The following is a 22,825-nucleotide window of genomic DNA, read 5'->3' as shown; positions in this document are numbered from 1 at the left end:
GTCAGCGACCGAGCCGCTCGAGCTCCTCGTCGACCACCGACGGATCGAGCTTGGTGAAGATCGGGGTCGGCTTCTCGACCGTCGTGCCGACCTCGACCGGGCGGCGCCCCCAGCGCGGCGTGCCGGAGTACTCCCCGGTGATGATCGGGTAGGTGCCGATGCCCGCCCCGTCGTCGGGGTCGAGGTCCTGCACGTGCTCGATGCGCGGCATCGGCATGAACTCGCCCTCGCCGCCGAACGTCGCCCACACCTTGTTGGAGGAGTGCGGCAGGAACGGCGCGAGAAGCACGTTGCAGTCGAGCACGCACTGCGCCGCGACGTGCAGCACGGTCGCGAGCCGGTCCCGCTGGTCGTCGCCCTTCATCTTGTAGGGCTCGGTCGCGGTCAGGTAGCGGTTGACCTCACCGACGACGCGCATCGCCTCGGCGATCGCGGCACGCTGGCGGTGCCGCCCGATCAGGTCGCCGACGGTCTCGAAGCCGGCGGCCACCGCGGCGAGCACCTCCTCGTCGACGGGCTCGAGGGCGACCGCCGCGGGCACCTCGCCGAAGTTCTTGGCGATCATGTTCGCGGTGCGGTTGACCAGGTTGCCCCAGCCGGCGACCAGCTCGGAGTTGGTGCGCTGCACGAACTCCGCCCAGGTGAAGTCGCTGTCGGAGGTCTCCGGCCCTGCGGCGCTGATGAAGTAGCGCAGCGCATCGGGCTGGTAACGGGCCAGCACGTCGTGGACGAAGATCACCACGCCGCGCGAGGACGAGAACTGCTTGCCCTCCATCGTCAGGAACTCGCTGGAGACGACCTCGGTCGGCAGGTTCAGCGCGCCGTACTCCCCGGGCTCGCCGCCACGGTCGCCGCGGCCGTCGTACGCCAGCAGCTCGGCGGGCCAGATCTGCGAGTGGAAGACGATGTTGTCCTTGCCCATGAAGTAGTACGACAGGGCATCCTCCCCACCGTGGGGCGCCGGGTTCCACCACTCGCGCCAGCGGTCGGCGTCGCCGAGCCGGCGGGCCCACTCGATCGAGGCCGAGAGGTAGCCGATGACCGCGTCGAACCAGACGTAGAGCCGCTTGGTCGGCTGGTCCTCCCAGCCGGGGACCGGGATGCCCCAGTCGATGTCGCGGGTCATCGCGCGGGGACGGATGTCCTCGAGGATGTTCTTGGAGAACTTGATGACGTTGGGCCGCCAGGTGCCCGAGGCCTCGCGGTCGTCGAGCCACTCCCCCAGCGCCTCGGCGAGCGCGGGCAGGTCGAGGAAGAAGTGCTGGGTCTCGACGAACTCCGGCGTCTCCCCGTTGATCTTGGAGCGCGGCTCCTTGAGGTCGGTGGGGTCGAGCTGGTTGCCGCAGTTGTCGCACTGGTCGCCGCGAGCCTCGGTGTAGCCGCAGATCGGGCAGGTGCCCTCGATGTAGCGGTCGGGCAGAGTGCGGCCCGTCGACGGGCTGATCGCCGACAGCGTGGTCTGCTCGACCATGTAGCCGTTGCCGTGCACCGTGCGGAACATCTCGCGCACCACGTTGTAGTGGTTGCCGGTGGTGGTCCGGGTGAACAGGTCGTAGGACAGCCCGAGGTCGACCAGGTCCTGCACGATCACGGTGTTGTTCTTGTCGGCCAGCTCGCGGGCGCTGACGCCCTCCTTGTCGGCGGCGACGAGGATCGGGGTGCCGTGCTCGTCGGTGCCGGAGACCATGAGCACGTCGTGTCCGGCCATCCGCATGTAGCGGCTGAAGACGTCGGAGGGCACGCCGAAACCGGCCACGTGGCCGATGTGGCGCGGGCCGTTGGCGTACGGCCAGGCGACGGCGGACAGGACTTTGCTCATGCGCAGAGCCTAGTGAGGAGCGCCACCGGGTTGCGCGTCGGTCGCGGGCGGCGGGACGCGGGTCACACGGTGCGGCCGGCGAACGCGGCGATCCGGTCGTACGCCGACCCGTCCGCCGGCGCCGGCTGCTCCGGGCCGAAGGCGACGGACCGGTTGTCGGCGGTGAGGTTCGCCTGCATGAACGCCAGGCCGCGTTCGGCCACCTCGGCGTCCAGGTCGTCGGTCGACCGGCCGATCGCCCGGGCCAGGTCCCACGTGTGGGTGGCGAGCTCGGCCGACTGCCAGTCGGCCGACGCGGTCTCGGCGTCGGGCCTGCCGTGCCAGGCGTGGATCAGGTCGTCCGCCGAGACCCGGAAGGCGCCGGCCCAGTCCCCGGTGATGCGGGGCGGCTCCGCGGCCCAGTCGGGCTGCTCGCCGTTCATCATCTGCAGGAAGCGCCCGGGCGTCGCGACGAGATGGTCGACCAGGTGCTGCACCGTCCAGTCGGGGCAGGGGGTCGCACGGCCCAGGTCGTCGGGATGCACCAGGGCCAGCAGGTCGCCCGTCTGGTCGAGCGCGTGCGAGAGCACTCGGACGGCGTCGTGGGTGGCGTTCACCCGTCCACCGTAGACCCGCCTCCGGGGCCGGCTCTAGGAGAAGTCGGGGCTCTTGTCGCGGGTGCGCTTGAGCTCGAAGAAGCCCGGCGTGCTCGCGACCAGCAGGCAGCCGTCCCAGAGCCGACCGGCGGCCTCGCCCTTGGGGGCGGGCGTGACGACCGGGCCGAAGAACGCGGTGCCGTCGACGGAGATGACCGGCGTCCCGACGTCCATCCCGACCTGGTCCATGCCCGCGTGGTGCGACTTCTTCAGGTCGTCGTCGTACTCCGTGGAGTCCATCGCATCGGCCAGCGACGTCGGCAGACCGACCTCGGCGAGCGCCTCCTCGACCAGCTCGCGGCTGATCTCGCGCTGCTGGAGGTGGATCCGCTCGCCCATCGCGGTGTACAGCGGCAGCAGGACGCCGTCGCCCTCGGCCTGGGCGGCGGCGATCGCCACGCGAACCGGGCCCCAGGCGGGCTCGAGCATCTGGCGGTACTCGTCGGGGATGTCCTTGTCCTGGTTGAGGTAGGCCAGGCTCATCACGTGGAAGGACGGAGCGATCCGGCGCACCTTCTCGACCTCGAGCAGCCACCGCGACGTCATCCACGCCCACGGGCAGAGCGGGTCGAACCAGAAGTCGACGGGGGTGCGGTCGTCGGTGCCGGTGGTCGTGGTGCGCGACTCGGACATGGTGCATGAGCTCCTCGGTGCAGGAACCGGACTGTCCGGTTCGATCGGTCCATACGACTATGTGTACAAACGGTCTCGATTCGTTTATTCCCCGAATCGGGTGTCAGGATGCGCACATGCCTGGAACGAACCTGACCCGGGAGGAGGCGCGCGCCCGCGCGGCCCTCCTGGACGTGGATTCCTACGTCGTCGACCTCGACCTGGCGACGGGAAGCACCAAGACCTTCCGCTCCACCACCACGCTGACCTTCCGCTGCCACGAGCCCGGCGCGAGCACCTTCGTCGACCTGGTCGGCGCCGACATCTCCGCGCTGACCCTCAACGGCCGCGAGCTCGACTGGACCGAGCTCTACGCCCAGGGCCGGATCGCGCTGCACGACCTCCAGGCCGAGAACGTCCTCCGCGTGACCGCCGACATGCTCTACAGCCACACCGGCGAGGGCCTGCACCGCTTCGTCGACCCGGCCGACAGCCGCGTCTACCTGTACTCCCAGTGCGAGGTCCCCGACGCGCGGCGCATCTACGCCACGTTCGAGCAGCCCGACCTCAAGTCCGTGTTCACGTTCAACGTGACCGCCCCGGCCGACTGGAAGGTCGTGTCCAACGCGCCGACCCCGGAGCCGGTCGCGCAGCCCGGCGGCACGGCGGTGTGGAACTTCCCGCAGACCGAGCGGATGTCGACCTACGTCACCGCCGTCGTCGCCGGCGAGTACCACGAGGTCCTCGACGTCTACGAGGGCAAGCACGGCACGATCCCGCTCGGCCACTACTGCCGCCAGTCGGTCGCGCCGTACCTCGACACCGAGGAGCTCGTGCTGGTCACGCAGCAGGGCTTCGAGTTCTTCGAGCAGGCCTTCGGCTTCCCGTACCCGTTCCACAAGTACGACCAGCTCTACGTGCCGGAGTTCAACAACGGCGCGATGGAGAACGCCGGCTGCGTGACGCTGCGCGACGAGTACCTCCCCCGCAGCCAGCAGGCCCGCTGGTTCTACGAGCAGCGCGCCAACACGATCCTGCACGAGATGGCGCACATGTGGTTCGGCGACCTCGTGACGATGAGGTGGTGGGACGACCTCTGGCTGAACGAGTCGTTCGCCGAGTGGGCCGCGCACCACGCCGCGGTGCACGCGACCCAGTACGACGAGGCCTGGACAGGCTTCACCAACCACCGCAAGAACTGGGCCTACCGCCAGGACCAGCTGCCGACCACGCACCCGATCGCGGCCGACAACTACGACCTCGAGGCCGTCGAGGTGAACTTCGACGGCATCACCTACGCCAAGGGCGCCTCGGTGCTCAAGCAGCTCGTGGCGTACGTCGGCGAGGAGGAGTTCCTCGCCGGCCTCCGCGCGTACTTCCAGAAGCACGCGTTCGGCAACAGCGAGTTCACCGACCTGCTCGACGCACTGGAGGCGACCTCCGGCCGCGACCTGCGCACCTGGGCCAACGCCTGGCTGCAGACGTCGGGCGTCAACACGCTGGCGGCCGACTTCACCCTCGACGCCGACGGCAGCTACGCGACGTTCGCGGTCGCCCAGTCCGCGGCGGCCGAGTTCCCGACGCTCCGCCCGCACCGGATCGGCATCGCGCTCTACGACCGGGCCGACCCTTCGACAGGCTCAGGAGGGCCGGCCCGCCTGGTCCGCCGCTCGTCGTTCGAGACCGACATCGAGGGCGCCTCCACCGAGGTGTCGAAGCTCGTCGGCGAGAAGCAGCCCGACCTGCTGCTGCTGAACGAGGGCGACCTCACCTTCGCCAAGATCCGCCTCGACGAGCGGTCGCTGGCGACCGTCGTGGAGTCGATCGACACGCTCGACGACTCGCTCGCCCGGGCGCTGTGCTGGTCGGCCGCGTGGGACATGACCCGCGACGCCGAGATGTCGGCCGGCGACTTCGTCGCGCTCGTGCTGCGCGGCATCGGCGCCGAGACCGACGACACCGCGGTCAAGCAGCTGCCGCAGTACGCCCAGGTCGCCATCGAGCAGTTCGCGCACCCGTCGAAGCGCGACGCGCTGCGGCTGGAGTGGGAGCAGGGCTTTTGGACCGAGCTGCGCAACGCCGCTCCGGGCAGCGACAACCAGCTGACGTTCATGAAGTGCTTCGCCGGCACCCACGGCAAGCGGATCCCGCCGTCGTCCTACACCGGCGCCGGCCGGAGCGACGAGGCCATGGCGTTCCTGGCCGGCCTCCTCGACGGCAGCGAGCAGCTCGAGGGCCTGCGCATCGACACCGACATGCGCTGGATCATCCTCACCGCGCTCGCGGCCGGTGGCCACGCCGACAAGGCCCGGATCGAGCAGGAGCTCGCGTCGGACAACACGATCTCCGGCCACGAGAAGGCCGCAGCGGCGTTCGCCGTGCTCCCGGACCCGGAGACCAAGGAGAAGTCCTGGGCGGACGGCGCGGTGCGCGACGGCACGCCCAACGAGACGCAGCGGCACATCGCCTACGTGTTCGACACCGCCGGGCAGCCCGACGTGCTGGCGCCGTACCTCGACAGGTACCTCGAGGTCGCCGACACCATCTGGGAGGACAAGGGCACCCAGATCGCGTCGACCGCGCTGGAGTACATGTTCCCGCGCGCGCTGACCAGCCAGGAGACGCTCGACAAGGTCGACGCCTGGCTGGCGTCGTCGGACGCCAACCCGGCCGCCAAGCGGTACGTCTCCGAGGTCCGCGCCGACATCGTCCGTGCACTGGCGGCGCAGGCGGCCGACGCCTGAGCGGCCCCGTCCACGCCTGACACGCACGAGGGCCCCGCACCGGTCGGTGCGGGGCCCTCGTCGTGTCGCGGGTCGCGTGCGGCCGCGGGTCAGCCGCCGTGCTGCAGCGTCGGGCGGCGGGCGTGCTCGGCGAGCTGGTGGACACCGGCGACGATGCCGCCGACCAGGTCGCCGGCCGCGAACGCGGACTGCATGGCCAGCGTGGCGAGCTTCACCTCGGCGTCGTCGAGGTCGCGCCGCGCGACGGTGCCGGTCACCACCTCGACGATCCGGGCGGCCGGGTCGACCAGGACCAGCACGGACCGGTCCGGCGCGGCCAGCGCGGCGTGCAGGCGCTGCGCGAACGGCCGCGTCTCACCGTCGGAGGCTCCGACGTACACGGAGAACTCGTAGCGGCTCATCTGCTCGGCGTCGCGGATCGCCTTGTCGATCTGGTGGCGCTGCGACGCGGTGAACGCGTCACCAGCGGCCACTGGCACCTCCCCGCTCGGGGGCGTCGCCGGCCGTCACCGTGGGCTGCTCGTCGACCTTGTCCAGACCGCCGCGGGGGCCGCCGAACCACTCCGGCTCGTTGCGCCACGCGAGGCCCGGCTGGTAGCTCGACTCGGACCGCATCATCCCGCCGAGGTACGACAGGAGAAAGATCACGAGGAACAGTGCGCCGGGGATGATCACCAGCACCAGCAGGAAGTCCAGCGCGGAGACCGGCTCCACGGGGTCCCACTGCGAGGGCGCCGCCGAAGCGGGGGCGGCGAGCGCCACGAGGGCGGCCGCGGGGGTCATGATAAGGGCGCGCCGGAGCTGGCGCGCGCGAGTCTTTCGGCGAGGCGTCGTCACGGTCACCAAGGGTATCGAACTCGGTTTGGGCACGGCGACGCCGTCTGGCTAGTGTCACGGCCCATGAGCTTCGCGACGACGTCCCTGCTGTCAACGGTCGAGGCGCCCACCTGCGCGACCGACGACGCCTGGTGCCGCGCCGTGCTGAAGGCGACCGGCAACGAGTGGCTGGCGACTGCCGCCGACTGGCTGGTCGCCAAGCCGATCGCCGTGCTCGTGATCCTGCTGATCGCGTTCACCGCGCGGTGGTTCCTGCACCGGATGATCGACCGGGTGACCAGCCGGGCCGCCGAGGGCCTTCCGACGCCGGTCCTCAAGCACCGGAAGAGCGTCGTCAAGGAGCACTCCGCCGCGGTCGTGGCGGGCCGCCGGGTGCAGCGGGCGCAGACCATGGGCTCGCTGCTCAAGAGCATCGCGTCGATCGTGATCTTCACCATCGCCGGCATCACGGTCCTCGCGGAGATCGGCGTCGCCGTCGGCCCGCTGATCGCCAGCGCCGGGATCGTCGGCGTGGCGCTCGGCTTCGGCGCGCAGAGCCTGGTCAGCGACTTCCTGTCCGGCATCTTCATGATCACCGAGGACCAGTACGGCGTCGGTGACGCCGTCGACCTCGGCGAGGCCGTCGGCACGGTCGAGGCCGTGGGTCTGCGGGTGACCCGGCTGCGCGACGTCGAGGGCACCGTCTGGTACGTCCGCAACGGCGAGATCCTTCGGGTCGGGAACCAGAGCCAGAACTGGGCGCGCACCGTGGTCGACGTACCCGTCTCGCACGAGCAGGACCTCTACCACGTGCAGGACATCCTCAAGGACGTCGCCCACGAGCTCTGGGAGGACGAGGACTTCCGCAAGGTGATCATCGAGGAGCCCGAGGTCTGGGGCGTCCAGGAGATGACGCCCGACTGGATCACCGTCCGGGTGACGCTGAAGACCGCTCCCCTGGAGCAGTGGGGCGTCGCCCGCGAGCTGCGCGAGCGGATCAAGGCCCGCTTCGACCACCTCGGCATCGAGCTCGCCCGCCCGGCCAGGGTGATCATCCACCGCGACCACCCGGCCAACGCGGGCAACGACCTGCGCGAGCCGGCGGGCGCCGCGGCCGGACGCGAAGGAACCCCGGACGGCGGGTCCGGGGCTCCCTCGACGTCGTAGCGCGAGGCCCGGTCAGGCCAGCGACGCGTCCAGCGTGATCGTCGTGCCGGTGAGCGCCTGCGACACGGGGCAGTTCTTCTTGGCGTCCTCCGCGGCCTCGGCGAACGCGTCGGCGTCGATGCCCTCGACGGTGCCCACCACGGTGATGTGCGAGCCGGTGATGCCCTTGCCGGGCTCGAAGGTCACGTCCGCGCGGGTGTCGAGCGCCTGCGGCGGCGTTCCCGCCTTGGCCAGGACGTTCGACAGCGCCATGTTGTAGCAGGACGAGTGCGCGGCGGCGATCAGCTCCTCGGGGCTGGTCTTGCCGTTCGCCTCCTCGGTGCGAGCCGGCCAGGAGACGTCAAAGGTGCCAAGGCCCGACGAGTCCAGGCTGACGCGTCCGGCTCCCTCGAACAGGGAACCTTCCCAGTGGGCGTTGGCGGTACGAGTGGCAGCCATCGGTGCTCCTTCACGTCGTGGATGTCAGGGGGTACGACGCAGAGCCTTGCCGGGTCCGGGACAATAGACAAGTGAGTGCTTCGACGGGTGAGCAGGGCGACACCTTCTACGACCAGATCGGTGGCTACGACACCATCGCCACGATCGTCGACCGGTTCTACGAAGGCGTCGCGACCGACGAGGTGCTCCGCCCCCTGTACCCCGAGGAGGACCTCGGCCCGGCGGCGGAGCGCTTCACGCTGTTCCTGGCGCAGTACTGGGGCGGGCCGACGACGTACTCCGACAACCGCGGCCACCCGCGGCTGCGGATGCGGCACGCACCCTTCAAGGTGACGCGGAAGGCCCGCGACCACTGGCTGCTGCACTTCCGGGCCGGCCTCGACGCCGCCGCGCTCACACCGGAGCAGGACGCGCAGTTCTGGGACTACGTCACGCACGCCGCGCAGTTCATGATCAACAGCTTCGACGAGGACTAGGCGCCCGGCCGGCTAACCGCCCGTGGCCCCGGTCAGGACGTCGCGCTCGCGCTCCGTGAGCGGACGCGACCGCTGCGACGACAGGTCGTAGGCCACCAGCACCGCGCTCGCCCGCGACAGCACGACGGCGGCGTCGCCCGAGCCGTCGACGATCTCGCTGTCGAGGGCGTAGGACGAGGTCCCGACCCGGGCGACGCGGGTGCGCACGACGTACGGCTCGGGCCGGAACAGGATCGGCCGCTTGTAGTCGACGTCGATCCGCGCGACCACCGTCGCGAGGTGCGGCTGGTCGGCCTCACGCATCACCTTCAGGAAGTCGATCCGCGCCTCCTGGTAGTACTCGAAGTACTTCACGTTGTTCACGTGGCCGTAGACGTCGACGTCGGAGAACCGGACGTGGCAGACGTACTCGTGCGCGCTCACGACGCGGCTCCCTCGTCGACGGTCTCGAGGAAGCGGCTCAGGACCTCGCGCTCCCGGTCGGTGACCCGGCGCGGCCGCTCCTGGGCGAAGACGTACGGCGTCAGCACGGTGCTGGCCCGCAGGTAGACCCGCCGCTCGCCGTCCGGCAGCTCGTCGAGGATCTCGTAGCCGAGCGTGAACGTCGCCGCCCGGATCCGGGTCACCCACGACTCGACCCGCACCGGCTCGGGCCGGAAGACCAGCGGCCGGACGTACTCCACCTCGTGGCGGACCACGACGACCCCCTCGGCGAGCTCCTCGCCGCCCTGGGCGGGGGCGTGCACGCGGAGCATGTCGACGCGCGCCTCCTGGAGATAGTCGACGTAGACGACGTTGTTCACGTGCCCGAGCGAGTCCATGTCGGCCCACCGCAGCGGGCAGTCGTAGATGTGACGAGCCACTCGTTCATCCTTCCAGTGCCTCGCCCTAGAGTGGCAAGGCGTCCACGGACGCATCCGATCGACCCCGACCGACCCCGACCGACCCCTCACGAGCGGAGTGCCCGATGCCCGAAGCAGTGATCGTCTCCGCGGCCCGCTCCCCCATCGGCCGCGCCAACAAGGGTTCGCTGAAGGACCTGCGGCCCGACGACCTCACCGCCACGATCGTGCGCGCCGCGCTCGACAAGGTGCCGGGGCTGGACCCGAAGGACATCGACGACCTGTACCTCGGCTGCGGCCTTCCCGGCGGCGAGTCCGGCTTCAACATGGCCCGGATCGTGTCGGTGCTGCTCGGCTACGACCACCTGCCGGGCGCCACCATCACCCGCTACTGCTCCTCGTCCGTGCAGACCACGCGGATGGCCTTCCACGCGATCAAGGCCGGCGAGGGCGACGTGTTCGTCAGCGCCGGCGTGGAGACGGTGTCGCGGTTCGCCAACGGCACCTCCGACGTGCCCGGCACGCAGAACCCGCTGTTCGCCGACGCCCGGGCGCGCACCGACGAGGCCGCGCAGGGCGGCACCACCTGGCGCGACCCCCGCGAGGACGGCAACGTCCCGGACGCGTACATCGCCATGGGCCAGACCGCCGAGAACGTCGCCACCGCCCGCGGCCTGAGCCGCAAGGAGCTCGACGAGTTCGGCGTGCGCAGCCAGAACCTCGCCGAGAAGGCGATCGACAACGGGTTCTGGGCCCGCGAGATCACGCCGGTCACCACGCCCGACGGCACGGTCGTGTCCACTGACGACGGTCCGCGCGCGGGCGTCACCTACGAGGCGGTCGCCGACCTGAAGCCCGTCTTCCGTCCCGACGGCGTCGTCACCGCCGGCAACTGCTGCCCGCTCAACGACGGCGCCGCCGCGGTCGTCGTCATGTCCGACACGAAGGCCGAGGAGCTCGGCCTCACCCCGCTCGCCCGGATCGTCTCCACCGGCGTCACCGGCCTCTCCCCCGAGGTCATGGGCCTCGGCCCGGTCGAGGCCACCAAGCAGGCGCTGGCCCGCGCCAGGATGACGATCGACGACATCGACCTCGTCGAGATCAACGAGGCGTTCGCCGCGCAGGTGGTGCCGTCATACCAGGACCTCGGCATCGACCTCGACCGGCTCAACGTCAACGGCGGCGCCATCGCGGTCGGCCACCCGTTCGGCATGACCGGCGCCCGGCTGCAGGCCACGATGCTCAACTCGCTCGACTTCCACGACAAGTCCACCGGCCTGATCACCATGTGCGTCGGTGGCGGCCAGGGCATGGCGCTGGTGCTGGAGCGGCTCTCCTGACGGTCCGGGATGATTGAACGTTCAAATACCTCGGGTTAGACTGGACGGATGACCGACACCCACGACGCGCTGTGGCTCGACGCCGCGCAGCAGCGCGCCTGGCGCGCGTACCTCGTGGGCAGCACGCTGCTCATGGACCGGCTCGACCGGGACCTGCGCGAGGCGCACGACCTGTCGCTGCCGGAGTACGAGATCCTGGTCCGGCTCTCCGAGGCACCCGAACGTCGCCTCCGGATGGCCGCCCTCGCCGACTCGCTGAGCCACTCGCGCAGCCGGGTCACCCACACCGTCTCGCGGATGGAGCGCGGCGGCCTGGTCGACCGGGTCGCCTGCGTGTCCGACGGGCGGGGCGTCGAGGCGCGCCTGACCGACAAGGGCTTCGCACTCCTCGAGACCGCGGCGCACACCCACGTCCGCGGCGTGCGGGAGTACCTCGTCGCGCTGTCCACCGACGACGACTTCGCGGCGGTCGGCCGCGTCTTCGACGCCGTCACCGACCGACTGGTCTCGGCCCAGCCCGGCCTCGACATCCGCTGACCGACCTCTGATCCACCGCTGGCGCGCCGCGGCCCGGCTCCGGTCGGTTCGTCGGACCCCGGCGGTGCCAGACTCGCGGTCATGACCGCCTGGCACCGGCACGTCCTCGACCCCGTCCACACCGTCGCACCGACGGCGAGCCCCTACGACACCCCGGCCCGCACCGACCTGGTCGCGCGGGTCCGCGCGTTCGCGATGGACGAGGTGCTGCCGGTCGCCAACCGGCTCGACGCCGCGCACGAGGACATCCCCGCCGAGATCCTCGACCGGATGGGCGAGCTCGGCCTGTTCGGGATCCTCATCCCCGAGGACGAGGGCGGGCTCGGCCTCGGCGTGCTGGAGTACTGCCTGGTCTCCGAGGAGCTCGCCCGCGCCTGGCTCAGCGTCGGCAGCATCATCGCCCGCGGCAACGGCACCGGCTGCGACTCCCCCGACCCCGACACCCGCGCCCGGCTGCGCCGGCTCTCCGCGCAGGGGAAGCGGATCGGCGCCATCGCCTTCTCCGAGCCCGACGCCGGCTCCGACCTCGCCAACGTCGCCTGCGCCGCCGAGCGGGACGGCGCCCCGGACGACCCCGACGCCGGCTGGGTCGTCACCGGCACCAAGCGCTGGGTCGGCCACGCCCGGTCGGCCGACTTCATCCACCTGCTCGCCCGCACCCGTCCCCCACGCGAGGACCGCGGCCCCTCCGACGGCCTGGAGCTGTTCCTCGTCGAGAAGGAGCGCGGCTCGTTCCCGGCCGGCGTCACCGGCACGCCGATCGACAAGATCGGCTACTTCGGCCTGACCACGTGGCAGCTCGACCTCGACGGGCTCCGGCTGTCCGCCGACGCCCTGCAGGACACCGGCGAGGAGGAGGGGCAGGGGTTCAAGCACAGCCTCGGCTGGCTCAACGTCGCCCGCGCCCAGACCGCCGCCCGCGCGGTCGGCCTCTCCCGCGGTGCCCTCGAGGACGCGCTCGTCTATGCCCAGCAGCGGGTGCAGTTCGGCCTGCCCATCGCCGAGCAGCAGGCGATCCGCCACCTGCTCGCCGACATGGCCGCGGAGGTCGCCGCCGCGCGGCAGCTCTACCAGTACGCCGCCTGGCTCGTCGACAGCGGCGCCCCCGCCAATGTGGAGACGTCGCAGGCCAAGCTGTTCGCGTCCGAGGTCGCCGAACGCGTGACCAGCAAGGCCCTCCAGGTCTTCGGTGGCAACGGGTACACCACCGACTACGCCGTCGAGCGCTACTGGCGCGACGCCCGGCTGACCACGATCTTCGAGGGCACCTCGGAGATCCAGCGCCGGATCATCGCCGACGGGCTGCTCACCGAGGCCCCGCTGTCGTGACCGGCGAGGCCTGGGACCCGGCCACGGCCCTGGAGGCGGACGAGGCTCTCACCCGCGAGCGCCTCGCCGAGCTCGTCGGCGACTACGCTGGCATCGTCGAGGCCTCCGAAGGCTCCAACGCCGACGACGAGCACGACCCCGAGGGCGCGACGATCGCGTTCGAGCGCTCCCAGGTCGGTGCACTGGTCGCCCAGGCGCGCGAGCACCTCGCCGAGATCACCGCCGCCCGCCAGCGGCTCGAGGACGGCAGCTACGGCACCTGCGCGTCCTGCGACGAGGCCATCCCCCAGGGACGGCTGGAGGCGCGGCCTACCGCACGGCTGTGCGTCGGCTGCGCCTCCAGGAGTGGTTCCTGAGCCTGTCGAAGGGCTCGACCAGCCGGTGTCAGTCGCGGGTCAGGCGGCGGTGCGTGACCCGGTGCGGCCGCGCGGCCTCGACGCCGAGGCGCTCGACCTTGTTCTCCTCGTAGGAGGCGAAGTTGCCCTCGAACCAGAACCACTTCGCCGGGTCCTCGTCGTCGCCCTCCCACGCCAGGATGTGGGTGGCCACGCGGTCGAGGAACCAGCGGTCGTGGGAGGTGACCACGGCACAGCCGGGGAAGTCGAGCAGCGCGTCCTCGAGCGACGACAGGGTCTCCACGTCGAGGTCGTTGGTCGGCTCGTCGAGCAGCAGCAGGTTGCCGCCCATCTTCAGCGTGAGCGCGAGGTTCAGCCGGTTGCGCTCACCGCCGGAGAGCACGCCGGCCTTCTTCTGCTGGTCGGGGCCCTTGAACCCGAACGAGGCGACGTAGGCCCGGGAGTTCATCTCGAAGTTGGCGACCTTGATGAAGTCGAGCCCGTCGGACACGACCTCCCAAACGTTCTTGTTGGGGTCGATGCCGCCGCGGGACTGGTCGACGTACGAGATCTTCACGGTCTGGCCGACCTTGAGCTCGCCGCCGTCGGGATGCTCCTGGCCGGTGATCATCCGGAACAGCGTCGTCTTGCCGACGCCGTTGGGGCCGATCACGCCGACGATGCCGGCGCGGGGCAGCTTGAACGACAGGTCGTGCATCAGGGTGCGGCCCTCGAAGCCCTTCTCGAGCTTCTCGGCCTCCAGCACGATGTCACCGAGGCGCGGACCCGCCGGGATGTTGATCTCGGAGGTGTCGATCTTGCGCATCCGGTCGGCCTCGGCCGCCATCTCCTCGTAGCGCGCCAGACGCGACTTGCTCTTCGCCTGCCGGGCCTTGGGGTTGGAGCGGACCCACTCCAGCTCCTTCTCCAGCATCTTGGCGCGCTTGGCGTCCTTCTGCCCCTCGATCTTGAGGCGGTCCTTCTTCGTCTCCAGGTAGGTGGAGTAGTTGCCGAGGTAGCCATGGATCTGGCCGCGGTCGACCTCCGCGATCCACTCGGCGACGTTGTCGAGGAAGTACCGGTCGTGGGTCACGGCCAGGACGGCGCCCGGGTAGGACTTGAGGTGTCCCTCCAGCCACTGCACCGACTCGGCGTCGAGGTGGTTGGTGGGCTCGTCGAGCAGGAGCAGGTCGGGCTGCTGCAGCAGCAGCTTGCACAGCGCGACGCGGCGACGCTCGCCACCGGACAGGGTGTCGACGACGGCGTCCGGCGGCGGGCAGCGCAGGGCGTCCATCGCCTGGTCGAGCCGGCTGTCGAGGTCCCACGCGTTGGCGTGGTCGAGGTCGGTCTGCAGCTCGCCCATCTCGGCCAGCAGCTTGTCGTAGTCGGCGTCCGGGTCGGCCAGCTCCTCGGAGATCTGGTTGAACCGGTCGAGCTTGCCCTTGATCTCGTGGACCGCCTCCTCGACGTTCTCGAGCACGGTCTTGCCCTCGGTCAGCGGCGGCTCCTGCTGGAGCATGCCCACAGTCGCCTCGGGGTCGAGCTTCGCGTCGCCGTTGTTGGCGTGGTCGAGCCCGGCCATGATCTTGAGCAGCGAGGACTTGCCCGCGCCGTTGGGCCCGACGACACCGATCTTCGCCCCGTGCAGGAACGACAGCGTGACGTTGTCGAGGACGACCTTGTCGCCGTGCGCCTTGCGGACGTTCTGCATCGTGAAGACATACTCAGCCATAGTCCGGCCAGCCTACGGCCGGGCGGGTCGCTCCCCGACATCGGTCCCACCACGCTCACGGCCTCACGCCGCGGCCGTCGCCGCGCCCACCTCGTCCTGCGGGTTGCCGAGGCTGTCGAACCCCGTCAGGTCGACCGGCTCCTGCCGGTTGAGCGAGTCCACCTCGGCGTCGACGTCGGTCTCGGGCCGCTCGGTCCGGACGGTGCGCTCGAACCGGGCGGTGCCGCGGTTGAGGTCGGGCCCGACCATGGTCGCGTCGATGCACAGCGTCGCGGCGGTCTGGCCGTCGGCGCGTTCCCAGACGTCGGTGCGCAGCCGGCCGTGCACGATCACCGCGTCGCCCTTGCGCAGCGAGTCGCGGACGTTGTCGGCCAGGGTGCGCCAGGCCGTGACGGAGTACCACGTGGTGTCGCCGTCGACCCACCGGCCGTCGCGCCTGAGCCGCGGGGTGCTGGCGACCCGCAGGTTGGCGACGCTGACGCCGTGCGGCTCGCGGAAGGTGACGTCGCTGCCGATCCAACCGTGCAGCGTGACGAAGGTGTCGCTCATGGGTGCCTCCTCGGGGTGAGGGACGCGGGCGGTCCGCGTCCGGCGGATGAGGAGAATCTGCCGGGACGGTCCCCCACGGGCCGGAGGGGCGAGGAACACCTGGGGACGACGGCCGCGGCGGACGGGCTGGGGACGGATCCCGGCTCGCTCAGGCGCCCTTCGTCGCGACCGCGAGGCCGTCGCGGACGGTGCGGTACGCATCGAGCTCCGCGTCGATCGGCGCGACGACCAGCCGGTCGGCCACGTCACCGATGGCCGCCCGGAGGCGACGGTCGACCGAGCGCGCGCGTGACCGGGCCGACCAGCCGACCAGCAGCCGGCAGAGACCCGCGAGCACCAGGCCGAGCACGACGCCGCCGACGAGCAGGACCGTCGGGACCGGAAGACCCCCGACGTCCGGCGTCGCCGGCTCCGGCAGCTGCAGGAACCCCATGGCGGCGAGCACGCCGAGCCAGGCCAGCCCGCCCACGCCGGCGAGCAGCAGCAGCCACTGCAGGACCCGGACGAGCTGCCACCACACCGGCGTGCGGTGCATGCCGAGGTCGGTGCCGGACACCGCGGCGTCGAGCCCGTCGTTGACGTCGCCGAAGCGGGAGACCGACGCGCGGCGCACGGCGTCGGACCAGGCGGCCGGCAGCTCGGAGGTGGCGTCGTCGGAGACCGCGCGTACGGCGGAGTCGACCTGCGCGCGCTGGACGGAGGAGGCCTCGGGCAGCGACGCCCGGGCCCGGCCGGTGAGCTCCTTGCCGCTGCTGCCGAGGTCGAGGTGCAGGCGCTTGAGCGGGTCGGGCCGCAGCTTGGACAGCCACGCCGTCACCGGCCAGCCGGTCGCACGGCGGGCGCGGACCCGGGTGGCGTGCTCGACCGCCTCGACGACGACGGGCACTCCGGCGGCGTCGGCGAAGGCGTCGACCAGCGCGTCGCGGCGCGGCTTGGCGACGCCGGACGGCTTCGCGTCGCCGTTGACCCGGCGCATCTTCCCGGCGACGTCCGAGACGTCGGCCAGGAGCCGCGCGTGCGAGGCCTTCTTGGCGGCGACGCGGTCGCCGATGAGCCGCTTGAGCTCGAGGATGCCGTCGCCGTTCCTGGCCGAGACCGCGACGACCGGCACGGACCCGAGCCCGTTCTCGCGCAGCAGCCGCTGCACGTCGGCGACCATCGCGTCGCGCTGCCCCTCGGGAACGAGGTCGATCTGGTTGAGCGCGACGAGCATGATCTCGTGATGGGAGGCCAACGGCTTGAGATAGCGGTCGTAGATCGCGGCGTCGGCGTACTTCTGCGGGTCGAGGACCCACACCAGCAGGTCGGTCATCGAGACCAGCCGGTCGACCTCGACGTGGTGCGCGACCTCGGTCGAGTCGTGGTCGGGCAGGTCGAGCAGGACCAGGCCCTGCAGGTCGCGGTCCTCGCGCGGGGAGCCGAGCATGCTGTCGCGGGAGACCTGGTGCCGCTGCGGCACGCCCAGCCAGGAGAGGAGCGGCCCCGCGCCCTCGGACCCCCAGGCGCAGGCCATGGTCCACGAGGTCGTCGGGCGGCGGACGCCGATGGCGGCGAGGTCGAGGCCGGCGAGGGCGTTGAACGTCGAGGACTTGCCGGAGCCGGTCGCGCCCGCGAGGGCGACGACGGTGTGGTCCGCGCCGAGGTCGAGCCGTTCGGCGGCGCGCTCGGCGACCTCGGCGGCCTCGTCGACGAGCGTGTCGTCGAGCCGACCCCGAGCCGCGTCGGCGGCGGCCCGCAGCCCGTCGACCCGGGCTCGTGTGTCGTCGCTCCGGCCGACGAGCCGCTTGGCTCCCTCCACCAGCGAGGTCACGTCGTGGCTCCCCCGGCGTGGTGGTGCGTGGAGGTGGCCGCCTCGGCCGCGGCGAAGCGCAGGTCGTCGACCTCGCGGGCGACGGCGCGGATGCGGTCGGCGTGACCGTCGCGGACCCCGAGGCGGTCGAGGACGTCGAGGTACCGGCGGCGCTCGCCGTCGATCAGCTCCTGCACGCGGGTGTTGAGGTCCTCGCGGGCGCGTTCGGCGAGGCGGCGTACCGCCTGGTCGCCGAAGACAGCCTCGAGCAGCTTCTGCCCGACGACCGCGCTGCCGGCGGCGACACCGGCCTCCGCCCCGACGAGGGCGCCGGCGGTGTGCGCGAACACGACGATCATCAGAGCGATGCCGAGGCCGTTGACCCCGAGGGCGAGGAAGCGTGCCGTGGTGCGCTTGTCGGCGCCCTCCTCGCGGACGAGGGTGAGGACGCCGTGCTGCCAGTCGCGTACGGCGCGCTCCACCTCGGCCCGGAAGCCGCGGGACGCGCGGCCGAGGCCGGCGCCGGAGTCCTCGACGAGGTCCTGCCCGGCCTTGGTCGAGCGCCAGGAGGCCTCGGCCCGCTCGGCCGCCGACTCGGCGTGCTCGACGATCAGCGACTCCAGGCCGGACTCGACGGCCACGGTGACCCGCTCGGCCTGGTGGGGCTTGCCGCGCACCCAGCCGACGACGCGGTCGCGGAGCCAGCCGACCTTGGTCTCCAGCGAGCGGAGCAGCTCGCCGGTGCCGACGAACTCCTGCCAGCGCGCCAGCACCTCGCCGCGCAGCAGGGTGCCGTCGGCGCTGGCCTTGTCGACCTGGGTGATCGCCTCGTCGTAGGCGTCGTCGACGGCGGTGCGCAGCCGGGCGACCATCGCGGCCTGGGCGGTGCTGGCGTCTGCGACGTCGTGGCTGCGCCGGGCCAGGCTGCGGATGGCGCCGTCGAGGGTCTGCTTGACGACGGCGGCCCGCGCGTCGGTGTCGGCGGCGAGGCCGTGCAGCCAGCCGCGCACCTCGGCCACCGCGTCCGGGGGCAGCAGGCCGGCGTCGTCGAGCCCGCCCTCGTGCACCGTGAACAGCGGCGAGTCGCGCAGGCCGCGGGCGGTGAGCATCCGGGCGAGGTGGCCGGCGACCTCGTCGACCGCCTCGGGGGCGGTCCGGTCGAGCACGATGGCCACGGCGGTGCTGCGCTCGGCGGCGGCCTTGAGGAAGCCCCAGGGCACCTGGTCGGCGTACCGCGCGGCGGAGGTCACGAACAGCCACAGGTCGGCGGCCGCCAACAGCTCGGCGGCGAGCGTCCGGTTGGCCTCCTCGATCGAGTCGATGTCGGGGGCGTCCAGGATCGCGAGGCCCTGCGGGACCGCGTCGTGGGCGACCAGGTGCAGCGAGCCGGCGTCGTCGGTGGCGCCGGTGGTGCGGGCGAGGTGCGGCAGGATCCGCGCACCCTGGAACCACTCCGCGTCGGCCGGGTTGTGCACCAGCACCGGCGAGCGCGTGGTGGGCCGCAGCACGCCGGGCTCGGTGACCCGGGCGCCGACCACGGAGTTCACCAGCGTCGACTTGCCCGCCCCGGTGGAGCCGCCGACGACCGCCAGGAGCGGCGCGTCGATCTGGATCAGCCGCGGCAGCACGTAGTCCTCGAGCTGGTCGACCATCTCGGTGCGGGTCGCGCGGCGCGACTCGGCGTCGGGTACGTCGAGGGGCAGGGCGGTGTCCTGCAGCGCCTCCCGCAGCCGGACGAGCGCGGTGATCATCGCGGTGGTGCCGGGGGCCGTCATCGGATCCCTCCGGCGGCCGGCGGATAGGTCACGTAGGGCCGGAGCGCCTGCATCCGCTGGACCATCGCCGTGCCGCGGGCCGCGAAGTCGTCGGGCGCGGTGCCGCGCAGGTAGCGGTCGTGGAGGAAGCCGAGCTCGACCGCCTGCTGCTGGTACTCCTTCATCACCTGCTCGGCTCGCCGGCCACCGACGGCTCGGGCGTACGTGCGGCACGCGCGGCGCGCGGGCAGCCGCACCAGCCACGGCACCTCGGCCTGGCCGAGGAAGCCGCGGGCCGCCGCGTCGCCGAGCGAGCGGGTGAGCATCGCGGCCTCCCGCTTGCGCGCCCACACCGCGAAGCCGACCACCACGAGGAACGCCGGCACCATGGCGAAGACGTAGGTGAGCAGGAAGAACTGGCCGCCGCCGAAGAACGCAGAGCCGTTCCAGGCCGCGTGCGCCGCGACGGCGAGGGCGTACCCCACGAGCGGCGCGAGCCAGCGCGTGGCCGAGCGGGAGACGACGGCGTACCCGACGCCGACGCCGATGAAGGCGGTGAACAGCGGGTGCGCGAACGGGCTGAAGATGCCGCGCACGACGAACACGCCGACCGCGGACCCGAGCCCGCCGGGGCCGTTCCCCTCGCCGCCGACGTAGGCCGCGCCGAGGTAGAGGATGTTCTCGGTGAACGCGAACCCGACGCCGACGAGCCCGGCGTAGACGAGGCCGTCGAGCACGCCGTCGATCGCCTGGCGCCGCGACCACACGAGCAGCACGACGAAGAGTCCCTTGAACAGCTCCTCGGTGAGCGGCGCGACGATCGCCGCCGACCACGTGTCGGGGGTGCCGAGGACGAACTGGTCGGCGGCCTGCAGCACCAGCGCGCCGGCGGTCGCGACCACGGCGCCCCACGCGAACGCGAGCGCGAGCAGCCGCACCGGCTCGGGCTCGTAGCGGTCGAGCCAGAGGAACGCCGCGATGACCGGACCCACCGGCAGCACCGCGAGCACGACCCCGATGACGAGGGCACCGGGCGCGTTGCTGGCGAGCAGCACCAGCGCCATCACGGCCGAGCCGATCAGCAGCGCGATCGTGAGGACCACGGTGAACGCACGGCTGCCCCGCCGGCGCGGCGACTCGAGGAGCGCGGGCGGGACGGGCGGCAGTGTCGGCGCGTGCCGCTGCCCGAAACCGCCTGCGCCGCTCATGGGTGAAAGCCTATCGGGACCGGTACTTCCAGCCGGTCAGGCGGGCGTGCTGCGTGGGGAGCCACCGACGTACAGTGACCGCGTGAGCGACACCCAGGACAGCAAGCACACCCAGGCCGACAAGACCGCGCAGGGCACGCAGGGGCACGACCAGCCCGTGCCGGAGGCCTACGCCGCGTTCATGCGGACGGGCTGGGGCGACCGCGAGCTCGACCTGCCGCAGCACCCGGTTGCGGCGTGGGCGTCCAAGCGGCGTGCGCGCCTGGCCGAGGCGTTCCCGGGCGAGCGCCTCGTGGTGCCGGCCGGGTCGTTCAAGGAGCGCTCCAACGACACCGACTACCGCTTCCGTCCCGCGACCGCGCACACCTACCTCACCGGCAACCAGACCAGTGACGCCGTGCTCGTCGTCGAGGGCGACCACGCCGTGCTCTACGCGCGGCCGCGCTCCCCGCGCGACACCGACGAGTTCTTCCGTGACCGGCAGTACGGCGAGCTCTGGGCCGGCCGGCGGCCGTCGCTGCACGAGCTGACCGGTTCGCTCGGCCTCACCGTGCGGCACCTCGACGAGCTGCCCGAGCACCTCGCCCAGGCCGGCAAGACCCGCGTGCTCCGCGGCGTCGACGCGGCGGTGGACTCCACCGTCGACGGCGACGAGGGTCGCGACCTCGAGCTGGCTCGCGTGCTGTCGGAGCTCCGGCTGCTCAAGGACGAGTGGGAGATCGGCGAGCTCACCGAGGCGTGCGACATCACGGCGCTCGGGTTCAGCGACAGCGTGCGCGAGTGGGACAACGTGCTCACCTACGGCGAGCGCTGGATCGAGGGCACCTTCTTCCGCCGCGCGCGGGCGATGGGCAACGACATCGGCTACGACTCGATCGTCGGCGGCGGTGCGCACGCGACGACGCTGCACTGGATCGACAACACCGGCCCGATCACCCCGGGCGAGCTGGTCCTGCTCGACATGGGTGTCGAGGGCCGCAACCTCTACACCGCCGACGTGACGCGCACGTTGCCGGTCGACGGCACGTTCACCCCGCTGCAGCGCGACGTCTACACGCTCGTGTACGACGCCCAGTCGGCCGGCATCGACGCCACCCAGCCGGGCAGCTCCTTCATGGCCCCGCACCACGCCGCGATGGAGGTGCTCGCGAACGGCCTCGCCGACCTCGGGCTGCTGCCCGTCCCCGTCGAGGAGGCGCTGCGCCCCGACAGCCAGGTCTTCAAGCGCTGGACGCTGCACTCGGTGAGCCACATGCTCGGGATGGACGTGCACGACTGCGCGAGGTCCTCGCGCGAGGCGTACCACGACGGCACCCTCGAGCCCGGCATGGTGCTCACGGTCGAGCCCGGCCTGTACTTCCAGGAGGACGACCTGCTCGTCCCGGAGGAGCTGCGGGGCATCGGCATCCGGATCGAGGACGACATCCTCGTCACGCCCGAGGGCAACACGAACCTCTCGGCGTCGCTCCCCCGCGAGGCCTCCGCGATCGAGGAGTGGATGGGCAGCCTGCGGGCCTGAGCCCGGTCAGATCGCGTGCGCGGCGCGCCAGTCCTCCCACGAGGTCGGCGCCGCGCCGTCCTCGAGCTGACCGCTGACCTCGTCGGTCATCCAGGCCCGCAAGTCGCGCAGGTCCTGGTCGGAGGCCAGCGTCAGCAGCCGGCGGTCCTCGCAGAGCCGGTCGGCCTCCTTCACCGCGGCCTGCAGGGCGCGGACCTGGGCGCCGAGCTCGCGCGGCATCGCCATGTCGACGTCGATGTGGGTGCGGCCCTCCGCGGCCGCCTGCTGCGCGATCCGTCGCCCGGTGTGGCGGGCGTGGGCCGGCGAGCTCAGCAGTCCCTCGAGCCGTTGCGCCAGCGCCTGGGACTCCGGCGCGGCCTGGTCGCCCTCGAGCAGCTGGAGCTCGCGCACCAGCTCGTCGAGGTGATCGTCCTGGCGCAGGCTGAGCAGCACCGGGCAGCCCATCAGCCGTACCAGCGCCCACCCCTCCGGCAGGGCCGCGTCGAGGTCGCGAGCGGGTGACGCCGTGCTGGTGCGCGGCGGACGGACGGGGTGCTCCAGGTCGTCGTCGGCGAGCGTCAGCCAGACCCGCTTGCCGGCGCCGGTGTCCTCGACACCCCAGTCCTCGGCGAGCACCGAGACGATGCCCAGCCCGCGGCCGGTCGTCGTCTCGTCGGCGAGCGCGAGGTCGAGGTCGAGGTCGGCGGCGTCGTCGTTGAAGACGTCGGCGGGCGGCGCTCCGAACGAAGCCCGTGGCACGACCGCGTCCCCCGGCACCACGCCGTCGTCCTCCACCACGATCTGCACCGAGCGGTCGAGCGCACGCAGGCCGACCTCCATGAACGTGCTCGCGCTGTGCAGGGCCGCGTTGGCGGCGAGCTCGGTGACGCAGAGCGCGGCGTCGTCGATGAAGCCCGTCCGGCCGAGCGAGGTCAGGCCGTCGGTGACGAAGCGCCGGGCGCCGGGCACGCTGGCGGGATCGGCGGCGAGCCTGATCCGCAGCTCGGCCGTTCCGCGATGGTCCAGCACGTCGTCCTGCACCTTCGAATGATGCACGACCACCCGCGGCGCTGTCCTCCGACTTCAGCGTTCGGACACGCGACGACGTCCCGCCCCACGAGACACCGCGTTGGGACCTCCTGGCTAAATCTACTAACCTGACTCATTCAGTCATATTTGCCTCACTCGGGAAGAGAGCCCTCCCC

Annotated in this window: 22 protein-coding genes; 8 read left to right on the top strand and 14 right to left on the bottom strand. The window is 71.9% G+C overall.

Annotation, left to right across the window (positions count from 1 at the left end; translation table 11 throughout):
* Position 1 precedes the first annotated feature (1 nt).
* From metG to ETU37_RS09060, 3 genes are all read right to left on the bottom strand, one after another.
* Entirely contained in the window at positions 2 to 1,819 is a 1,818-nt protein-coding gene (gene metG / locus ETU37_RS09070) for a methionine--tRNA ligase (protein ID WP_129986885.1), read from the bottom strand.
* A 62-nt stretch (positions 1,820 to 1,881) separates the two neighbouring features.
* Positions 1,882 to 2,415: a TIGR03086 family metal-binding protein gene (locus tag ETU37_RS09065; protein ID WP_129986884.1), complete on the bottom strand. Its 534-nt coding sequence runs from the start codon at positions 2,413 to 2,415 to the stop codon at positions 1,882 to 1,884.
* A gap of 33 nt (positions 2,416 to 2,448) precedes the next feature.
* Positions 2,449 to 3,087 carry a mycothiol-dependent nitroreductase Rv2466c family protein gene (locus tag ETU37_RS09060; RefSeq protein ID WP_129986883.1) on the bottom strand — a complete coding sequence of 213 codons (639 nt, stop codon included), beginning with the start codon at positions 3,085 to 3,087 and terminating at the stop codon, positions 2,449 to 2,451.
* Positions 3,088 to 3,203: 116 nt separating this feature from the next.
* Here ETU37_RS09060 and pepN point away from each other — a divergent pair, with 116 nt between their 5' ends.
* Positions 3,204 to 5,810: an aminopeptidase N gene (pepN, locus tag ETU37_RS09055; protein WP_129986882.1), complete on the top strand. Its 2,607-nt coding sequence runs from the start codon at positions 3,204 to 3,206 to the stop codon at positions 5,808 to 5,810.
* A gap of 89 nt (positions 5,811 to 5,899) precedes the next feature.
* Here the strand turns inward: pepN and ETU37_RS09050 are convergent, their stop codons facing one another.
* Positions 5,900 to 6,283 carry a DUF5130 family protein gene (locus ETU37_RS09050; RefSeq protein ID WP_129986881.1) on the bottom strand — a complete coding sequence of 128 codons (384 nt, stop codon included), beginning with the start codon at positions 6,281 to 6,283 and terminating at the stop codon, positions 5,900 to 5,902.
* Positions 6,270 to 6,593 carry a hypothetical protein gene (locus tag ETU37_RS09045; protein ID WP_129986880.1) on the bottom strand — a complete coding sequence of 108 codons (324 nt, stop codon included), beginning with the start codon at positions 6,591 to 6,593 and terminating at the stop codon, positions 6,270 to 6,272. Before ETU37_RS09045 ends, ETU37_RS09050 begins: the two co-directional genes overlap by 14 nt.
* A gap of 117 nt (positions 6,594 to 6,710) precedes the next feature.
* Between ETU37_RS09045 and ETU37_RS09040 the strand changes: the two genes are divergently transcribed.
* On the top strand, positions 6,711 to 7,793 hold the full coding sequence (locus tag ETU37_RS09040) for a mechanosensitive ion channel family protein (RefSeq protein WP_129986879.1): 1,083 nt from the start codon (positions 6,711 to 6,713) through the stop codon (positions 7,791 to 7,793).
* Positions 7,794 to 7,805: 12 nt separating this feature from the next.
* On the opposite strand, the gene ETU37_RS09035 is transcribed toward ETU37_RS09040, so the two are convergent.
* Positions 7,806 to 8,231 (bottom strand): OsmC family peroxiredoxin, encoded by a 426-nt coding sequence (locus tag ETU37_RS09035; protein ID WP_129986878.1) that lies wholly within the window; start codon positions 8,229 to 8,231, stop codon positions 7,806 to 7,808.
* A gap of 71 nt (positions 8,232 to 8,302) precedes the next feature.
* Here ETU37_RS09035 and ETU37_RS09030 point away from each other — a divergent pair, with 71 nt between their 5' ends.
* On the top strand, positions 8,303 to 8,707 hold the full coding sequence (locus tag ETU37_RS09030; protein WP_129986877.1) for a globin: 405 nt from the start codon (positions 8,303 to 8,305) through the stop codon (positions 8,705 to 8,707).
* A 12-nt stretch (positions 8,708 to 8,719) separates the two neighbouring features.
* On the opposite strand, the gene ETU37_RS09025 is transcribed toward ETU37_RS09030, so the two are convergent.
* Positions 8,720 to 9,130, bottom strand: coding sequence for an acyl-CoA thioesterase (locus ETU37_RS09025; protein ID WP_129986876.1), 411 nt, complete (start codon positions 9,128 to 9,130; stop codon positions 8,720 to 8,722).
* The gene (locus tag ETU37_RS09020; protein ID WP_129986875.1) at positions 9,127 to 9,570 is read right to left on the bottom strand and encodes an acyl-CoA thioesterase; all 444 of its coding nucleotides are present in this window, start codon (positions 9,568 to 9,570) and stop codon (positions 9,127 to 9,129) included. Before ETU37_RS09020 ends, ETU37_RS09025 begins: the two co-directional genes overlap by 4 nt.
* A gap of 104 nt (positions 9,571 to 9,674) precedes the next feature.
* Between ETU37_RS09020 and ETU37_RS09015 the strand changes: the two genes are divergently transcribed.
* The 4 genes from ETU37_RS09015 (at position 9,675) to ETU37_RS09000 (ending at position 13,111) form a co-directional block, all read left to right on the top strand.
* Positions 9,675 to 10,889: an acetyl-CoA C-acetyltransferase gene (locus ETU37_RS09015; RefSeq protein ID WP_129986874.1), complete on the top strand. Its 1,215-nt coding sequence runs from the start codon at positions 9,675 to 9,677 to the stop codon at positions 10,887 to 10,889.
* A 48-nt stretch (positions 10,890 to 10,937) separates the two neighbouring features.
* Positions 10,938 to 11,426 (top strand): MarR family winged helix-turn-helix transcriptional regulator, encoded by a 489-nt coding sequence (locus ETU37_RS09010; RefSeq protein ID WP_129986873.1) that lies wholly within the window; start codon positions 10,938 to 10,940, stop codon positions 11,424 to 11,426.
* A gap of 81 nt (positions 11,427 to 11,507) precedes the next feature.
* Positions 11,508 to 12,755 (top strand): acyl-CoA dehydrogenase family protein, encoded by a 1,248-nt coding sequence (locus ETU37_RS09005; RefSeq protein ID WP_129986872.1) that lies wholly within the window; start codon positions 11,508 to 11,510, stop codon positions 12,753 to 12,755.
* Positions 12,752 to 13,111 (top strand): TraR/DksA family transcriptional regulator, encoded by a 360-nt coding sequence (locus ETU37_RS09000; protein ID WP_129986871.1) that lies wholly within the window; start codon positions 12,752 to 12,754, stop codon positions 13,109 to 13,111. Before ETU37_RS09005 ends, ETU37_RS09000 begins: the two co-directional genes overlap by 4 nt.
* A 28-nt stretch (positions 13,112 to 13,139) precedes the next feature.
* Here the strand turns inward: ETU37_RS09000 and ettA are convergent, their stop codons facing one another.
* The 5 genes from ettA to ETU37_RS08975 all read right to left on the bottom strand — a co-directional run bounded on the left by ettA (position 13,140) and on the right by ETU37_RS08975 (position 20,122).
* Entirely contained in the window at positions 13,140 to 14,822 is a 1,683-nt protein-coding gene (gene ettA / locus ETU37_RS08995) for an energy-dependent translational throttle protein EttA (protein ID WP_129986870.1), read from the bottom strand.
* 63 nt (positions 14,823 to 14,885) lie between these two features.
* Complete coding sequence (locus ETU37_RS08990; protein ID WP_129986869.1) at positions 14,886 to 15,371, bottom strand: single-stranded DNA-binding protein; 486 nt, start codon at positions 15,369 to 15,371, stop codon at positions 14,886 to 14,888.
* Between the two features lie 148 nt (positions 15,372 to 15,519).
* A complete protein-coding gene (locus ETU37_RS08985) occupies positions 15,520 to 17,181 on the bottom strand; it encodes a P-loop NTPase family protein (protein WP_129986868.1) in 1,662 nt (553 codons plus the stop codon).
* Positions 17,178 to 18,935, bottom strand: a complete 1,758-nt coding sequence (locus tag ETU37_RS08980; protein WP_240755633.1) for a dynamin family protein — start codon at positions 18,933 to 18,935, stop codon at positions 17,178 to 17,180. Before ETU37_RS08980 ends, ETU37_RS08985 begins: the two co-directional genes overlap by 4 nt.
* A complete protein-coding gene (locus tag ETU37_RS08975) occupies positions 18,932 to 20,122 on the bottom strand; it encodes a PrsW family intramembrane metalloprotease (RefSeq protein WP_129986867.1) in 1,191 nt (396 codons plus the stop codon). The genes ETU37_RS08980 and ETU37_RS08975 overlap by 4 nt, the downstream gene beginning before the upstream one ends.
* An 82-nt stretch (positions 20,123 to 20,204) precedes the next feature.
* On the opposite strand from ETU37_RS08975, the gene ETU37_RS08970 reads away from it, so the two are divergent.
* Entirely contained in the window at positions 20,205 to 21,641 is a 1,437-nt protein-coding gene (locus ETU37_RS08970; RefSeq protein ID WP_240755632.1) for an aminopeptidase P family protein, read from the top strand.
* A 6-nt stretch (positions 21,642 to 21,647) separates the two neighbouring features.
* Here the strand turns inward: ETU37_RS08970 and ETU37_RS08965 are convergent, their stop codons facing one another.
* On the bottom strand, positions 21,648 to 22,661 hold the full coding sequence (locus ETU37_RS08965; RefSeq protein ID WP_165372462.1) for an ATP-binding protein: 1,014 nt from the start codon (positions 22,659 to 22,661) through the stop codon (positions 21,648 to 21,650).
* Between the last annotated feature and the right edge of the window lie 164 nt (positions 22,662 to 22,825).

The sequence above is a fragment of the Nocardioides iriomotensis genome (assembly GCF_004168035.1).
In the GTDB taxonomy this organism is placed as follows: Bacteria; Actinomycetota; Actinomycetes; order Propionibacteriales; family Nocardioidaceae; genus Nocardioides_B; species Nocardioides_B iriomotensis.
The sequence above is the reverse complement of the archived record's forward strand: the minus strand, read 5'-3'. Positions and strand labels throughout refer to the sequence as shown.

Excerpts from the sequence above, each read along its gene's own strand:
- pepN (WP_129986882.1), top strand. The coding sequence starts at position 3,204 with ATGCCTGGAACGAACCTGACCCGGGAGGAGGCGCGCGCCCGCGCGGCC.
- ETU37_RS09015 (WP_129986874.1), top strand. The coding sequence starts at position 9,675 with ATGCCCGAAGCAGTGATCGTCTCCGCGGCCCGCTCCCCCATCGGCCGC.
- ETU37_RS09040 (WP_129986879.1), top strand. The coding sequence starts at position 6,711 with ATGAGCTTCGCGACGACGTCCCTGCTGTCAACGGTCGAGGCGCCCACC.
- metG (WP_129986885.1), bottom strand. The coding sequence starts at position 1,819 with ATGAGCAAAGTCCTGTCCGCCGTCGCCTGGCCGTACGCCAACGGCCCG.
- ettA (WP_129986870.1), bottom strand. The coding sequence starts at position 14,822 with ATGGCTGAGTATGTCTTCACGATGCAGAACGTCCGCAAGGCGCACGGC.
- ETU37_RS09035 (WP_129986878.1), bottom strand. The coding sequence starts at position 8,231 with ATGGCTGCCACTCGTACCGCCAACGCCCACTGGGAAGGTTCCCTGTTC.
- ETU37_RS09045 (WP_129986880.1), bottom strand. The coding sequence starts at position 6,593 with ATGACCCCCGCGGCCGCCCTCGTGGCGCTCGCCGCCCCCGCTTCGGCG.
- ETU37_RS09010 (WP_129986873.1), top strand. The coding sequence starts at position 10,938 with ATGACCGACACCCACGACGCGCTGTGGCTCGACGCCGCGCAGCAGCGC.
- ETU37_RS08975 (WP_129986867.1), bottom strand. The coding sequence starts at position 20,122 with ATGAGCGGCGCAGGCGGTTTCGGGCAGCGGCACGCGCCGACACTGCCG.
- ETU37_RS09005 (WP_129986872.1), top strand. The coding sequence starts at position 11,508 with ATGACCGCCTGGCACCGGCACGTCCTCGACCCCGTCCACACCGTCGCA.
- ETU37_RS09060 (WP_129986883.1), bottom strand. The coding sequence starts at position 3,087 with ATGTCCGAGTCGCGCACCACGACCACCGGCACCGACGACCGCACCCCC.
- ETU37_RS08980 (WP_240755633.1), bottom strand. The coding sequence starts at position 18,935 with ATGACGGCCCCCGGCACCACCGCGATGATCACCGCGCTCGTCCGGCTG.
- ETU37_RS08990 (WP_129986869.1), bottom strand. The coding sequence starts at position 15,371 with ATGAGCGACACCTTCGTCACGCTGCACGGTTGGATCGGCAGCGACGTC.